Raw genomic sequence first — 14,309 nt, 5'->3', positions numbered from 1 at the left:
CGCCGGATGGTGTTATTTCTTGCGGCTCTTCCGGGTTTTCTTCTCCTCAGTCTTGTCCGCCTCCCGGCTGAGTTTCTTCGTGGTCTTCTCCAGCTTGTCGTAGGCGGCGGCCACACCCTGGTACGCGTCCTGGTAGCCTTCCAGGTATTTCCGGGAGAGCATCTGTTCATGCTGGTAGAGCACACCGTAAGCGAAGGTGTTCGTACCCTTCTTGTGCGCGTTGTGGGCCCTGCGCAGGAGTTCGTCGCGTGAGGTCACGGCGTCCTGGAAGTCACCGAGTACAGACTGCAGTTTGCTGCAGGCCTTGTACAGCTTCTTGGTGTTGACCTCGGTGGCATCCCCCACGGCCTCGGCGCTGTAGCGCAGTTTCTTGATGGTCTTGCGGACGTTGTGGAAGTTCTCCTCCCGCTCGGCGGTGGGGATATCGTGATCCTCCCACTCCTTGATGGCCTTCTTATGCAGCTTGACCACCTTGGAGTGGGTCTTGTCCAGATGCTTCAACAGCACCGCGGCGGCGTCGACCTTCTGACCGGAACCGGAGTCCGTATCGGCGGAGTCTGGGGATTCTCCCGCATCCTCGACCTCGCTGGTGGCGGCTTCCTCCAGTTTGGTGGTGTCGGTGGCATCTGGGGTGTCTTCCAGCTCAGCTGCCTCCTCGGCGTGGTCGAGTTGCTCCACCACCTCCTCCGCCGGTGTCCCGGCGGTGTCGTCTGACCCGGGGGCCGGTGCCTTCTCGTCTTCCTGCTCCTCTGAGACTGTCACCAGGGGTGGGTTGACCAGCAGATCCTCCAGTGACTGCAACAGCTGGGCATAGCGTTCATTATCCAGGGCTGCAATCACACGGGTGTGTTCGCGCCGGTAATCACTGCTGAGATCCTCCAGCAGATCCTTCGTGGTCTCCTCATCGACGGCGTCACCGACCTCCGTGTCGATGAGGGAGGCCAGACGCTCCTCGATGACCTCGGCATCCCGGGCACGACCGAGGATGGTGGCCAGGAGCTTCAGTTCCTTCTCCAGCTGGAGATAGTCCTCACCACCGAGGATGCCCTCGAAGGTCTGCATATGGCTGCGCAGCTCACGGGTGGCCACACGCATCTGGTGGACCGAGTCCCACTCATCGGCCCTGACCTTCGGGTCATATTCCATAATCTTGTTCACGTTGGCCTCGATCGCGGCCAGGACGGCATGGGCGGGATCATCCTCGGGCAGGGTCGCCTTCTCCGGCGGGGTGGGTGCGTAACGGATGGCATCACCCAGGGCGGAGACCAGCTTCGACGGGCTGTCGGAGACGAAGGCACCGGCCCCGGTGAGGACATCGGTGGCGGATGTGAGCAGCTGCCAGCCGCCTTCTTCCTCACCGAGTTGTTCAGCCAGTTCGAATTCCCACTCGCGCCACTGCTTCCGCGCACCCCCGGGCAGATGGCACACGGTGGATACATGATCATCGCAGAACTCCGCGACGATATCCCCCTGCTCGTTTTTCAGGTAGGAGACATGGCGCTCATTGGCTACCTCGGCGATGGGGTGGAGGGGACGACCCTGGATCAGCGCCCGGACATGGCCGAGCAGCGCGGGTGGGGGAGTGGTGTCATCCGACCCCGGTTCATCCAACCCGGCGCGTACCTCGGTGCGACCGAAGGTGCCCGGGAATTTTATGTGCCATCCGGCGTCGTTGCCACCCGTGCGTCGACGCAGGGTGATCTTGGCGCGGGTGAGCCGGAGATCCTCGGTATCGAAATAGACCGCCGACAGGTTGTGCACCTCGCTCTGATCGATGTCCGTCACCCCGTGGATACCGGTGAGATCCGGGATCTCGGTGGACTCACCTACCGAGAATTTAGCTTCCACTTCCAGATGTTGACTCATATTCCAACCCCTTGTTCCAACCATCGTGTCCGTCGGGCTGGCACCGGAGCTGTGCCCGGTGACATGCCCGACGAGGTTCTTTGCTTCAATACTACGCTGGAAAACTCCCCTGGTTATCACAGGTACTCAGCATCTTCTGACCGGTTATACCTGCAGAATCCCCACCCAGATGGGCTCGCCCGGCGGCGGTGTAACCATCCCTGTACCCACCGTGATGGGTGGCACTGACCGACATGGTTCGGGTGTGGGGGAACAGTCTGGCCAGGGTTTCCTGGGACTGTTGTGCGCGGTGCCTCAGGACGGGCAGCACGGTGTCGGTGGCCATCGGGGCATCGCCAGCCAGGTTGTCCAGAACATCCTCCCTTGCCCGTTTGAGCAGTGCCCCGATCCTGCTCGCGTAGGCGACCATGAAGCTACGGCGGTACCGGGATGTCTCTCCCTGTTCCTGTGCGGTCTTCGCACCCGCGGAGGTACGCATGAAATGTTCCCGCTGGCGGTTCAGGCTGGCGAAGAGATCCAGCACATGGGCCACGTCCTCGGAGTTGCCGAAGACTGTGGCGATCCCGGATTCGGTCAGCAACAGCGCCTCACAGGAATAGGCTCTGGACACGGTATTCAGCAGGCGCAGTTGGTAGCGCACCCACGGTGCCCTGAGATGGACCCGGGTGGAGATGACCTCCTGCCGGGCGGAGGGATCGGTGTAGGTGCCGGATAACAGCACCTCCACCCGGTACTGCTGACGGAGGGTCTCGGCCTTTTCCAACAGTGCATCCGCCTCGTGTTCGAAGGTGGTGGACTCCGCCTTGCGCAACAGGGCCTGGATCCGGTCGTGGGCTCGCCGTTGATCAGGGGAGAGGGAGGCGAGGTACTCGGCTTCCTGCTCGCCGGAGGAGGGATTGGTCAGGACGGTCCAGTCACGCAGGGGTGGGAGCATGGACAGCTGACGCACCATCTTCTCCAGGGAACCCACGCCCAGCGAGGTGACACTCCCGGGGCGGGTACCGGTGAACCAGTGGTCCAGGAGTTCGTCCGGTACGTTGTGGGTCACGCTGGACAGGGCATGGAATAGCAGGGGGTCGATCTGGGCGGAGAACTCATGCCTGAGATCGGCGGGGGTCCATCCGTTTTTCGCACAGTCGGTGATCCACAGGACAGCCACATCGACCAGGGTTTCGTGATAATTGCGTTCTGCGGACCTGGTCCGGGTGCGGGGATCGGAAGCGTAGGGGTGAGGGGACATGACCGGCTCCTTCTGTTAGCATCTGTGTTCTATTGTTTGAGGTGTCACCGAGTCAATCAGGTGGAGCGGACACCAGCCACCCCCGGCCATCGGCTTATCGCTTCCACCTGCTATTTCATCAATTTCTGCCACCCCCGAGGCGTCGGTGGGGGTGCATTTGGCCAGTACAGGTCCGGGGCCTGCGTAAATTGGTGGGCATGAACAGCCAACAGGAATTCGTCCTCAGCACCATCGATGAGCGGGACATCAAATTCGTCCGACTCTGGTTCACCGACATTGTCGGCCAGCTGAAATCGGTGGTGGTGGCCCCGGCGGAGCTGGAATCCGCCTTCGAGGAGGGCATCGGCTTTGATGGTTCGGCCATCGAGGGATATGCCCGCATCTCAGAGGCGGATACCATCGCCCGCCCCGATCCGTCGACATTCCAGATCCTGCCCAAGGAGGTCGAGACCTCCCGCCTCCAGGCCGCCCGGATGTTCTGCGATGTCACCATGCCCGATGGCCAGCCGAGCTTCTCCGATCCGCGTCAGGTGCTGCGCCGACAGGTCCAGCTGGCGGCGGACGAGGGGTTTATCTGCATGGTCTCACCGGAGATCGAGTTCTTTCTTGTTCAGAGTCTGCGCACCGATGGCCGGCCACCGGTGCCCACCGACAACGGGGGCTACTTCGACCAGGCCACCTTCAATGAGGCGCCCAATTTCCGTCGCCACGCCATGCTGGCTCTGGAGGAGATGGGCATCCCCGTGGAGTTCTCCCACCATGAGACCGCGCCGGGACAACAGGAGATCGATCTGCGGCATGCCGACGCGCTGACCATGGCGGACAATGTGATGACCTTCCGCTACCTGGTTAAACAGGTGGCACGTGATCAGGGTGTGGCTGCCACCTTCATGCCCAAACCATTTGCGGAGCACGCCGGTTCGGCCATCCACACCCACATGTCCCTGTTCGAGGGTGGGACCAATGCGTTCCACGACCCGGATGATGAATTCATGCTCTCCCGCACGGCCCGGCAGTTCATCGCGGGCATCCTGCGTCATGCACCGGAGTTCTGTGCTGTGACCAACCAGTGGGTGAATTCCTACAAGCGCATCGTCTACGGCAATGAGGCGCCCACCGCCGCCACCTGGGGCATGTCCAACCGTTCCGCCCTGGTCCGTGTGCCCACCTACCGACTGAACAAGGCGGACTCCCGCAGGGTCGAGATCCGCATCCCCGACTCCGCCTGCAACCCCTACCTGGCATTCTCCGTGCTACTCGGTGCGGGCCTCAAGGGCATCAAGGAGGGGTACGAGCTGGAGGATCCGGCCGAGGATGACATCTCCTCCCTGAGCCTGCGTGAACGTCGTGCCATGGGGTACAAGGACCTGCCCAGCAGTTTTGATCACGCGCTGCGGCTGATGGAACGTTCTGACCTGGTCGCCGATATCCTCGGTGAGCACGTCTTCGAGTACTTCCTGCGGAATAAGTGGCGGGAATGGCGGGAGTACCAGGCCCAGATCACGCCGTGGGAACTGCGCACCAACCTCGACTACTAGCTTCGCCCGCACCCGTTGTAAGGAGGGGGATTCCCCATGACTGATCCGTTGATCCACACCCGCAAGGTGACGGGGTTTGTCCGTGATCCCCTGCCCACCACCGGTGCGCTGTCCCTGAAGTCCGCCAATGCCCGGGCGGATCTGGAATGGCTGGGGTGGCGCAATGTGGAGTCGATCCCACTGATGTGGGCGCTGTCCGGGGCGGGTGATCCCGATGTCGCCCTCAATCAGCTGGTGCGGATCTACCAGACGTTGGAATCACAATCCCCTCAGGCGCGGGAGGAGCTCGATCAGCGGATCCGTTCCGACGAGGCCTTCCGGGTGCGTCTTTTCGCCCTGCTCGGTGGGTCGAGCGCAATGGGTGATCATCTGGTGGCCAACACCCATCTATGGGAGCTGCTCGGTGAGGAAGCCCCGACGCGGGCGGAGATGTTCACCGCGATGCTCGAGTCGGTCGGGGCGGCCCCCGCCGACGTGGTGTCCGTCAACGACGAGGGGGACAGCGAGGCGGACGAAAAGGATCAGCAGGTCGCCAACACCGCCACGGAGGATCTCACCACGCCGGGCACCTACCGGGCCACGCTGACCGGGGTGGAGGCTGAACGGGCGCTGCGGTTTACCTACCGCACCCTCATGATGCGTCTGGCAGCCCTCGACCTCGCCGGGACCTACCCCAACGATGCCCGTCGCAAATCCCAGCCGCGGGTCGGGTTCACCACGGTCACCCGTCGTCTGAGCGACCTGGCGGATGCCGCGCTCACCGCCGCCCTGGCTGTCGCGGTCACCGGTGTGTACGGACAGAAGCCTGTCGACGCCCGACTGTCTGTCATGGCCATGGGCAAGTGTGGGGCCCAGGAACTCAATTACATCTCCGATGTGGATGTCATCTTCATCGCCGAACCCGCCCACAGCCGGTCGACCCGGTTGGCGGCGGAGTTCATCCGGACCGGTTGCAGCTCATTCTTCGAGGTGGACGCGGCGCTGCGCCCGGAGGGCAAGAGCGGCGCTCTTGTTCGGACCCTGGAGTCGCATATCGCCTACTACAAGCGGTGGGCGGAGACCTGGGAGTTCCAGGCGCTGCTCAAGGCCCGCCCCATGACCGGTGACATGGACCTGGGGCAGGCATATCTCGATGCGATCGGCCCCATGGTGTGGACCGCCAGCCAACGGGAGTCCTTCGTTGATGATGTGCAGGCCATGCGCAGGCGTGTCCTGGAGAACGTGCCGGAGGAGCTGCGCGACCGCGAGCTCAAACTCGGTCGTGGCGGGTTGCGGGATGTTGAGTTCGCCGTCCAGCTGCTGCAGATGGTGCACGGCCGTTACGATGAAACGCTCCGGGTGCGCTCCACCGTGGAGGCGCTGCAGGTGCTGGTCAACCAGGGGTATATCGGTCGGGAGGATGGCCACAACCTCATCGAGTCCTATGAGTTCCTGCGTCTGTTGGAACACCGTCTCCAGCTGGAGCGGGTCAAACGCACCCACACCATGCCCAAGGTGGAGGACCGCATGAACATGCGGTGGCTGGCACGTGCCTCCGGTTTCACCGGGGCCGGTGGACAGAGCTCCGCACGCGCGATGGAAAACCACCTGCGCAAGGTCCGTCTGCAGATCCAGTCGCTGCACAGCCAGCTGTTCTATCGCCCACTGCTCAATTCCGTGGTCAACCTCAGCGTCGACGCGATGAAGCTGTCGCAGGAGGCCGCGAAGCTGCAGCTGGGTGCTCTGGGCTACCAGCACCCCGTGCGGGCCTATGAGCACCTCACCGCGCTGGCCTCGGGCACCAGCCGTAAGGCCAAGATCCAGGCGATGCTCCTGCCCACCCTCATGGAGTGGCTGTCCCAGACGGCAGATCCGGATGCGGGCCTGCTCAACTACCGCAAACTCTCCGATGCGGCCTATGACCGCAGCTGGTTCCTGCGGATGCTTCGCGACGAGGGTGTGGTGGGTCAGCGTCTCATGCGGATCCTCGGCACCTCCCCCTATACCGCTGAACTCATCATCGCCACACCCGACTTCGTGGCGGAACTGGGTGACGGGGCGACAGGGCCGAAGCTGCTGGAGACCGCCCCGGACCGGGTCTGTAAAGCACTCAAGGCCACCGTCGCACGCCATGATGATCCCGACCGGGCGATCCAGGCGGCCAGGTCACTGCGACGACAGGAATTGGCGCGGGTGGCCTCGGCCGACCTGCTCAACATGCTCACCGTCCAGGAGGTGTGTCACAGCCTCTCCCTGGTGTGGGATGCGGTTCTGGATGCCGCCCTGGAGGCGGAGATCCGTGCGGCCACCGCCGATCCGGGCAGGCCCGATGAGCCGTTGGCCACCATCGCCGTCATAGGTATGGGCCGTCTGGGTGGGGCTGAACTGGGATACGGTTCGGACGCCGATGTCATGTTCGTCGCTGAACCCGCACCAGGGGTGGATGAGAATGAGGCGATTGCCTGGGCGATCTCCATCTGCGATTCCATGAGGTCGCGCCTGGCCAAACCCTCCGGGGATCCCCCACTGGAGGTGGATCTGGGGTTGCGCCCCGAGGGACGTTCCGGGGCGGTGGTGCGCACGATCGAATCCTATGAGAACTACTACGCCAAATGGGGTGAGACCTGGGAGATCCAGGCACTGCTGCGGGCGTCCTGGGTGGCGGGCGACCGGGAACTGGGTACCCGCTTCCTGGAGACCATCGACAGGTTCCGGTACCCGGCCGGTGGGGCCTCCGACGCACAGATCCGCGAGGTGCGCCGGATGAAGGCCCGTGTGGATGATGAACGGTTGCCCCGTGGCGCGGACCGTAACACCCACACCAAACTCGGCCGGGGTGCGCTGACCGACATCGAGTGGACCGTCCAGCTGCTCACCATGCTCCACGCCCACGAACATCCCGAGCTGCACAACACCTCCACCCTTGAGGCACTGGATGTGGTGGAGGAGAAGGGGATCATCAACCCGTTGCAGGCGCAGATTCTCAGGGAGGCCTGGCTGACAGCGACGGCCGCCCGTAATGCCCTGGTGCTGGTCAAGGGTAAGAAGGCGGATCAGCTGCCACCACCGGGGCGTCACCTGGCGCAGGTCGCCGGGGCGGCCGGGTGGGATCCGGATGAATATCAGGAATATCTGGATCACTACCTCAAGGCCACCCGCAAGAGTCGACAGGTGGTGGAGGAGGTCTTCTGGGGCCTGGATTCAGTCGAGGCCCGCCGGGAGTTGTGACCTCTCCGGTGGCCAGATCAGTGTCCACCTGAGGACCACCCACCATGGCATTGGTGGGAAGACCCGGAACACGCTCCCGTTCGCGGAGGTGGATTGTGTGGGGCTGCTCGGGGAGTTCCCTGATCTTTGCCCTTAAGTGGTTTACAGGCCGAGTGGGCGCCCGTAGTGTCGGAGACAGAACCAGCAGCTGACACCACGATTGACCACTACGGACAGGATATTGACCATGGCTATCAAACTCTCCATTGATCTCTCCGACGCGACCTTCGCCGAAATGGCGGCCGTCATCGGCTATGCCCACCAGCTCGGTGTGGATCCCGATGAGAAACTCACCTTCGAGGGCACCGTCCTCACCATCGAATTCGACGGCGATTTGCAGCAGGATGATCTGTTCATGACCTTCGATGATGGGATGGAGGACCTCACCGATCTGGATTCCCCGGATGATCGTGAGGGCCCACTGTATGTCGATGATGTTCTCGACGCCGACGATCTGGGCGCAGCTGATGACCGTGGTCACTACCGCCCCCGCGGATCACGCGGTGAGGACTCCGCTGCGGAGGATGTGCTCAATGACATCGGTGAGGCCGTGAACAAGTTCGTCCAGGGGTTCATGAACGGCCGGGACAACCGGGGATACGGTGATTTCGGTGGCGGTTTCGGCGGACCTGCAGGTCCCTTCGGGCCGCTTGGACCCTTCGGCCCGTTCGGTCCCCGGGGACCACGCGGACCCCGCAACCGCTACTAAAACGACCCTCGGGGGGCTTGTCGACGTCCCACCACCGCTCGTGCTCAGCGCGTAACGGGGCTTAACGGGTGCGCAGCTGGGTGATCATCCGCCTGCCGGGTCCACCCTTGAGCCGGGCGATGAAGAAGCCCACCATGCCGATGCCCCAGATGATGAACACCGCGATGTACGCGATGCGGAAGTCACCCCAGTCGTAACCGCCGTCGGTGTCCACGACGTCGAGAAGCACACCGACCAGCTGGGCGGCGGCCATGGAGGCGGCGAAGCCACCCATGTTGGCCAGCCCCGTGCCGGCGGCGAGCACCGTGCGGTCGAGCTGTTCGCGGATGGTGTCGAATCCGTAGCTGGAGACGGGCGTGGTGGCGCCGAGAATGACGTTGATGATCACGATGGCCCACCACCCGCGTGGCTGTTCCGAGGACAGGAAGACGAACCAGGCCAGGGCGGGGACCAGGGACAGTGAGATCGCCACCAGATCACGCCTGCGGCCGACGCGCGCGGAGACGATGCCGATGATCGGGCCGGCCACCACGGCACACAGCGTGTTGATGGTCAGCAGGACACCCACCTGCGCGGCGCTCAGCCCCATGCCGAGGGTCATCAGTGGAACGCCCCACATGAGGGTGAACACGTTCTGCCACAGCATGAGCAGATAGTGGATGAAGAACCCCTGCCAGCACAGGGGATTGCGCACGATCAGTCGCAACACCGTGCGTATCGACGGTTTGACGGGGGTGCTTGAGGTATCCGGGGGTGTCGTCCCCTCCTTGGGAACCCGTTGCGCGGGCACATCGCGCACCGCCACGAGGGCGAGCAGCGCGATCAGGGCCACCGCCGAACCAAGGGACACAAAGGCGACGGTCCAGCCCTGTGCGCCGAGCAGCGCGAGGAAGGGGACAGCGGAGATGATCTGCCCCAGCTGGCCGAGTGCGGTGGTGAGCTGACCGAACAGGGGGGTTTTGCGCAGCGGGAACCAGAACGGCAGGATGCGCATGACCGACAGGAAGATGCTGGCGTCACCCGCCCCGATGAGGACACGGGCGATGATGGCCACCCAGTAGACATCGGTGAGGCCGAGGACGATCTGGCCCAGGCCCATGATCAGGGCACCGATGGCCAGGAGTCTGCGCGGTCCGAACTTGTCGATGAGCATGCCCATCGGGATCTGGGCCGCCGCGTACACACCCACCTGCACCGCGGTGAACACCGCGATGCGTGTGGCATCCACCTGGAACCGGTCAATGGCCTCCACGCCCGCCACACCGAAGGAGGTGCGGCTGGTGATGGCCGCGATATACACCAGCACCGCGGACACCCACACGACCAGGGCGCGTCCGGTGATCTTCTCCCTCGGATCCGGCGAGGGCGCCTGATTGTTCTTGGACACAACTGACAACACTAGGCCCCCGGTTCGGGCGAGGGCGCGTTAGATGCGTGGATCGGTGGTTCCTGTGACGGTCCCCCCCGGATGCCACGGGGGACCTTTTAGAACCCGAAGGGGTTGTTGATGTAGAGGAGGGTGTAGATCTGGGGGCCGAAAATCACCATGAGGGTGGCCAGGAGGGTACAACCGATGAGAACGTAGAGATTGTGCTTGGACACCGGGGCGGGCTCCGGCAGGGGGAGGGATCCGCTGGTCTCGAGTCCGCTGGACCTACCCCGTGTCAGGCCCGCCGGGTTGTCGTCGAGGGATCGCTGTGATGCTGTCATGATGTTCATCCTAAAACAGAGCGGAAAGTGATGGGGAACACTATAGGCTCTGGGGGTGTCAAAGTCACGGTATCCCGAAACTGGTGGGTATCCGGGGGAGTCTGATCCCACCCCCTGGGCTAATCTGTATTGCGTGGACTACATTTCGACGCGTGATTCCAGCCGCACCCCTGCCCGCTTCAGCGATATCCTGCTCGGTGGCCTCGCCCCGGACGGTGGACTCTACCTGCCGGTGGAGTACCCCCAGATCACCGATGACACCCTGACCGAGTGGCGTGGCATCCTCGCCAACGACGGTTACGCAGCCCTGGCCGCCGAGGTCATCGCCCTGTTCGTCGATGACATCCCGGTCGAGGACATCAGGGCCATGACCGCGCGTGCCTACACCCACCCCAAGTTCTCCTCCGAGGAGATCGTGCCCGTGACGGAGCTGGAGGACGGGTTGTGGATCGGTCATCTCTCCGAGGGCCCCACCGCCGCGTTCAAGGACATGGCCATGCAGCTGCTGGGTGAGCTGTTTGAATACGAGCTTCGCCGCCGCGGCGAGACCATCAACATCCTCGGCGCGACCTCGGGTGACACCGGTTCCGCCGCCGAATACGCCATGCGTGGCCGTGAGGGCATCCGTGTCTTCATGCTCACCCCGGCCGGTCGCATGACCCCGTTCCAGCAGGCCCAGATGTTCGGCCTGGATGATCCCAACATCTTCAACATCGCCCTCGAGGGTGTCTTCGATGACTGTCAGGATGTGGTCAAGGCTGTCTCCGCGGACGCGGAGTTCAAGCGCGACCAGCGTATCGGCGCGGTCAACTCCATCAACTGGGCCCGTCTCATGGCCCAGGTGGTGTACTACATCTCCTCCTGGATCCGGGTGACCGACAGCAATGACCAGAAGGTCAGCTTCTCCGTTCCCACCGGCAACTTCGGTGATATTTGCGCCGGCCACATCGCCCGCCAGATGGGTCTGCCGATCGACCGCCTGATCGTGGCCACCAATGAAAACGATGTGCTGGACGAGTTCTTCCGCACCGGTGAGTACCGCGTGCGCAGCTCGGAGGACACCCACGAGACCTCCAGCCCGTCCATGGACATCTCCCGCGCCTCCAACTTCGAGCGCTTCATCTTCGACCTGCTGGGTCGTGACGCAGCCCGGGTGAATGATCTCTTCGGCACCCAGGTCAAACAGGGTGGTTTCTCCCTGGCAGATGATCCGGCCTTCCCGGAGGCGACCGAGCGCTACGGGTTCGCCTCGGGTCGTTCCACCCACGCCAACCGTGTGGAGACCATCCGGGACATCGCGGAGCGTCTCGACGTGGTCATCGACCCCCACACCGCGGATGGTGTGTACGTGGCACGCCAGTGGCGCGATGAGGTCACCACCCCGATCGTCTGCCTGGAAACCGCCCTGCCGGTGAAGTTCGCGGGCATCATCCGTGAGGCCACCGGTGCGGAGCCGGAGATGCCAGAGCGTTTCGCCGCCATCATGGACGCCGAGCACAAGGTCTCAGACCTGCCCAACGATGCCGAGGTGGTCAAGCAGTTCATCGTGGACTCGATCGCCACCACGAGCGTGAAGTAACGTACTCCCCGGATCACGGGGACAGGCCGTGGGGATATCAATCCCCACGGCCTGTTGCGTTTCCTACTCCACCACCGCGATGGCGTCGATCTCCACGCTCGCGCCATAGGGCAGGGCGGAGGCCTCCACGAAGCTGCGCGCCGGGCGGTTTTCCATGAAGTGCTCCCGGAACTGCTCGTTGCATTCCTCGCGCAGGGTGATGTCGGTGACGAAGTAGGTCAGCTTGACCACGTCCCTCAATTCACCGCCCTCGGTGGCGAGGCGTTCACACATGCGCTCGAGTGCTGCGTCGACAGCCTCCTTGCGCCCGGACACCGGCTGGTAGTCCTGGTCAACGGAGAGGGCACCGGACACGTAGATGTGGTTGCCGGCGCGCTTGGCGGGAGAATAGGGGTGATCACTGGACATGAAGCCCACCCTAGCCAAGAACACCGGCGTTGTCGGCCCTTTTTCCGGTACGCGGGTGCCCGCACACCCCGACTGGATGCGGGTGAGGTGTATGTCACTAGGATGGCTCCCCATGAACCTCCTGATCACAGCGCTCACCCCTGTCATCTGGGCCACCACCTACTACGTGACCACGGAGTTCTTGCCATCGGGCCGGCCGATCCTGGCGGGTGTGCTCCGTGCCCTGCCCGCGGGTCTGATCATCCTGGCCTGGTTCTGGGTCCTGCCCCGGGGTCAGTGGTGGTGGAAGGCAACGGTGCTCGGTGTGGTCAACATTGGTGCCTTCTTCGGGTTCCTGTTCTGGACCGCGTACCTGCTGCCCGGTGGGGTGGCTGCGGTGGTCACCAACACCGCGCCCCTGTGGGTGATCGGTCTGGCACCGCTGATCCTGGGCACCCGGTTGAAGGGGATGCAGGTGATCGCGGGCGGGGTGGCCATCATCGGTGTGGCGACCCTGGTGCTCGGCCCCGGCGTGCAGCTCAATACGCTGGGTGTGCTCACCGGTCTGGGTGGCAGTCTGTGCATGGCCTTCGGCATCATCCTGGCGAAGAAGTTCGGCACCCCGGAGGGGGTTCCGGGTCTGGCGGTCACCGGTTGGCAGTTGACCATCGGTGGGTTGTTCCTGGTGCCGTTCCTGCTCATCGAGGGGCTACCTGATCACCTCACCGCCACCAATATCGGCGGTTACGCCTACCTGGGGCTGATCGGTGGGGCGTTTGCCTACGGCATCTGGTTCCGGGGTATCGCGCTGCTGGATCCGGTCCAGGTGGCCATGCTCGGCATCCTCAGCCCCCTCACGGCCACGCTCATCGGCGTGGTGTTCAACGACGAGCGCCTGTCACCGGTCCAGTGGGCCGGTGGCGTCGCGGTGGTGGTGGCGTTGCTGCTGGCCAACCTGGCGTCGGTACCGAGGAGGAGAGGGCGCGGGAGGAGACAACCGGGCGTCGACAAGCCCACCCCGTAGCTCACCCCAGATACGGAAGCACCTCGGTGCCGATCTGATCGATGACCTCCCCGGCCGGGCGACCGGAGATGTTGAGGATGACGTGGTGTATGCCCAGCTCACGCATGGTGTGCAGGTGGTCGATCAGGCCCCGGCTGGTGGTGCGCAGACCCAGTTCAAGCTCACCGGAGGTGTCGGTGAGCTCCAGGCCCATGGAGGAGATGAGCAGCGGATCCGGGTTGGCGGGGTTGCGCACCGATTCGCGGGCCTGATTCCACAGGTCCAGCCGACCCACCTGCTGCTCGGTGGGGCGGTAGTAGGTGGCCCAGCCGTCGGCGTTGCGGACGATCCACTGGACGGTCTGTCGCGCCGACCCCACCGCGATGAGGGGAATCCGCGTGTCCGGGACGGTGGTGGGTGCATGGCCGTCGGTGGCCTCCAACAGGGGTGCCCGGCCGGGCTCATCGGGGGCGAAGGCTGCGCGCAGCAGGGACCAGCCCCGGCGGATTGCATCGCGGCGCCCATCAAGATCCTTGCTGAAGACCTCGAACTCCTCCGGCCGGTCCCCGGAACCGATCCCCAGGATGAAACGCCCCCCACTCAACCGGTCGAGGGTGAGGGCTGATTTGGCCACGTGGAGCGGATGACGCAGCGGCAGGACGGTGGCGGCGGTGCCCAGTGCAATGGTGGAGGTGGCCTGCGCCATGGCACCGAGCATGAGGAAGGGATCATCGAGATAGACCGCCTGCTGGTTCTCCGGGGACAGGCCCTGCGGGATGGCCAGGGGGACATCGCGGACCCACAGGCCCCGGAAACCGGCATCCTCCGCGCGGCGGGCCAGGTCGATGCTGTGCTGGATGGGCACCATCTGCCCGCGGCCCAGTTCGGGACCGATCGGCAGCATGAGGCCGAGGCTGATGCCGGTGTCACCTCCCCGGAGATGGGTGTATCCACGGTTGAAGATCGGGGTCGGGGAGGCATCCATGATCACCACCTTAAACACGTCCGCGCAGAGGTGGGGGACAGGTGGG

At 64.0% G+C, this 14,309-nt stretch carries 11 protein-coding genes; 5 read left to right on the top strand and 6 right to left on the bottom strand.

Annotated features, from left to right (window positions below; all coding sequences use genetic code 11):
* Positions 1-12: 12 nt before the first annotated feature.
* Positions 13-1,866, bottom strand: a complete 1,854-nt coding sequence (locus H9627_RS01475; RefSeq protein WP_191732251.1) for a CYTH and CHAD domain-containing protein — start codon at positions 1,864-1,866, stop codon at positions 13-15.
* A 91-nt stretch (positions 1,867-1,957) separates the two neighbouring features.
* Positions 1,958-3,106 (bottom strand): DUF2786 domain-containing protein, encoded by a 1,149-nt coding sequence (locus tag H9627_RS01470; protein ID WP_191732250.1) that lies wholly within the window; start codon positions 3,104-3,106, stop codon positions 1,958-1,960.
* Between the two features lie 197 nt (positions 3,107-3,303).
* On the opposite strand from H9627_RS01470, the gene H9627_RS01465 reads away from it, so the two are divergent.
* From H9627_RS01465 to H9627_RS01455, 3 genes are all read left to right on the top strand, one after another.
* Positions 3,304-4,644, top strand: coding sequence for a glutamine synthetase family protein (locus H9627_RS01465; RefSeq protein WP_191732249.1), 1,341 nt, complete (start codon positions 3,304-3,306; stop codon positions 4,642-4,644).
* A gap of 36 nt (positions 4,645-4,680) precedes the next feature.
* Positions 4,681-7,851, top strand: coding sequence for a bifunctional [glutamine synthetase] adenylyltransferase/[glutamine synthetase]-adenylyl-L-tyrosine phosphorylase (locus H9627_RS01460; RefSeq protein ID WP_191732248.1), 3,171 nt, complete (start codon positions 4,681-4,683; stop codon positions 7,849-7,851).
* Between the two features lie 226 nt (positions 7,852-8,077).
* Entirely contained in the window at positions 8,078-8,599 is a 522-nt protein-coding gene (locus H9627_RS01455; protein ID WP_191732247.1) for a hypothetical protein, read from the top strand.
* 61 nt (positions 8,600-8,660) lie between these two features.
* Here the strand turns inward: H9627_RS01455 and H9627_RS01450 are convergent, their stop codons facing one another.
* Both H9627_RS01450 and H9627_RS01445 read right to left on the bottom strand, forming a co-directional pair.
* The gene (locus tag H9627_RS01450; RefSeq protein ID WP_318247737.1) at positions 8,661-9,986 is read right to left on the bottom strand and encodes an MFS transporter; all 1,326 of its coding nucleotides are present in this window, start codon (positions 9,984-9,986) and stop codon (positions 8,661-8,663) included.
* A gap of 98 nt (positions 9,987-10,084) precedes the next feature.
* The gene (locus tag H9627_RS01445; RefSeq protein WP_225213346.1) at positions 10,085-10,309 is read right to left on the bottom strand and encodes a hypothetical protein; all 225 of its coding nucleotides are present in this window, start codon (positions 10,307-10,309) and stop codon (positions 10,085-10,087) included.
* Positions 10,310-10,442: 133 nt separating this feature from the next.
* On the opposite strand from H9627_RS01445, the gene thrC reads away from it, so the two are divergent.
* The gene (gene thrC / locus H9627_RS01440) at positions 10,443-11,888 is read left to right on the top strand and encodes a threonine synthase (protein ID WP_191732245.1); all 1,446 of its coding nucleotides are present in this window, start codon (positions 10,443-10,445) and stop codon (positions 11,886-11,888) included.
* Between the two features lie 63 nt (positions 11,889-11,951).
* Here thrC and H9627_RS01435 read toward each other — a convergent pair whose 3' ends face one another.
* Complete coding sequence (locus H9627_RS01435; RefSeq protein WP_191732244.1) at positions 11,952-12,296, bottom strand: RidA family protein; 345 nt, start codon at positions 12,294-12,296, stop codon at positions 11,952-11,954.
* Positions 12,297-12,408: 112 nt separating this feature from the next.
* On the opposite strand from H9627_RS01435, the gene H9627_RS01430 reads away from it, so the two are divergent.
* The gene (locus tag H9627_RS01430) at positions 12,409-13,299 is read left to right on the top strand and encodes an EamA family transporter (protein WP_225213345.1); all 891 of its coding nucleotides are present in this window, start codon (positions 12,409-12,411) and stop codon (positions 13,297-13,299) included.
* A 1-nt stretch (position 13,300) separates the two neighbouring features.
* On the opposite strand, the gene H9627_RS01425 is transcribed toward H9627_RS01430, so the two are convergent.
* On the bottom strand, positions 13,301-14,263 hold the full coding sequence (locus tag H9627_RS01425; RefSeq protein WP_225213344.1) for a TIGR03571 family LLM class oxidoreductase: 963 nt from the start codon (positions 14,261-14,263) through the stop codon (positions 13,301-13,303).
* Positions 14,264-14,309: the final 46 nt, after the last annotated feature.

The organism is Corynebacterium gallinarum, from assembly GCF_014837045.1.
Taxonomy (GTDB): domain Bacteria; phylum Actinomycetota; class Actinomycetes; order Mycobacteriales; family Mycobacteriaceae; genus Corynebacterium; species Corynebacterium gallinarum.
Note: the sequence above shows the minus strand (reverse complement) of the source record. Positions and strands in the feature narration are given on the sequence as shown.

Coding starts and splice junctions, on each gene's coding strand:
- H9627_RS01425 (WP_225213344.1), bottom strand. CDS start 14,263: ATGGATGCCTCCCCGACCCCGATCTTCAACCGTGGATACACCCATCTC.
- H9627_RS01455 (WP_191732247.1), top strand. CDS start 8,078: ATGGCTATCAAACTCTCCATTGATCTCTCCGACGCGACCTTCGCCGAA.
- H9627_RS01460 (WP_191732248.1), top strand. CDS start 4,681: ATGACTGATCCGTTGATCCACACCCGCAAGGTGACGGGGTTTGTCCGT.
- H9627_RS01445 (WP_225213346.1), bottom strand. CDS start 10,309: ATGACAGCATCACAGCGATCCCTCGACGACAACCCGGCGGGCCTGACA.
- H9627_RS01475 (WP_191732251.1), bottom strand. CDS start 1,866: ATGAGTCAACATCTGGAAGTGGAAGCTAAATTCTCGGTAGGTGAGTCC.
- H9627_RS01470 (WP_191732250.1), bottom strand. CDS start 3,106: ATGTCCCCTCACCCCTACGCTTCCGATCCCCGCACCCGGACCAGGTCC.
- H9627_RS01465 (WP_191732249.1), top strand. CDS start 3,304: ATGAACAGCCAACAGGAATTCGTCCTCAGCACCATCGATGAGCGGGAC.
- H9627_RS01435 (WP_191732244.1), bottom strand. CDS start 12,296: ATGTCCAGTGATCACCCCTATTCTCCCGCCAAGCGCGCCGGCAACCAC.
- H9627_RS01430 (WP_225213345.1), top strand. CDS start 12,409: ATGAACCTCCTGATCACAGCGCTCACCCCTGTCATCTGGGCCACCACC.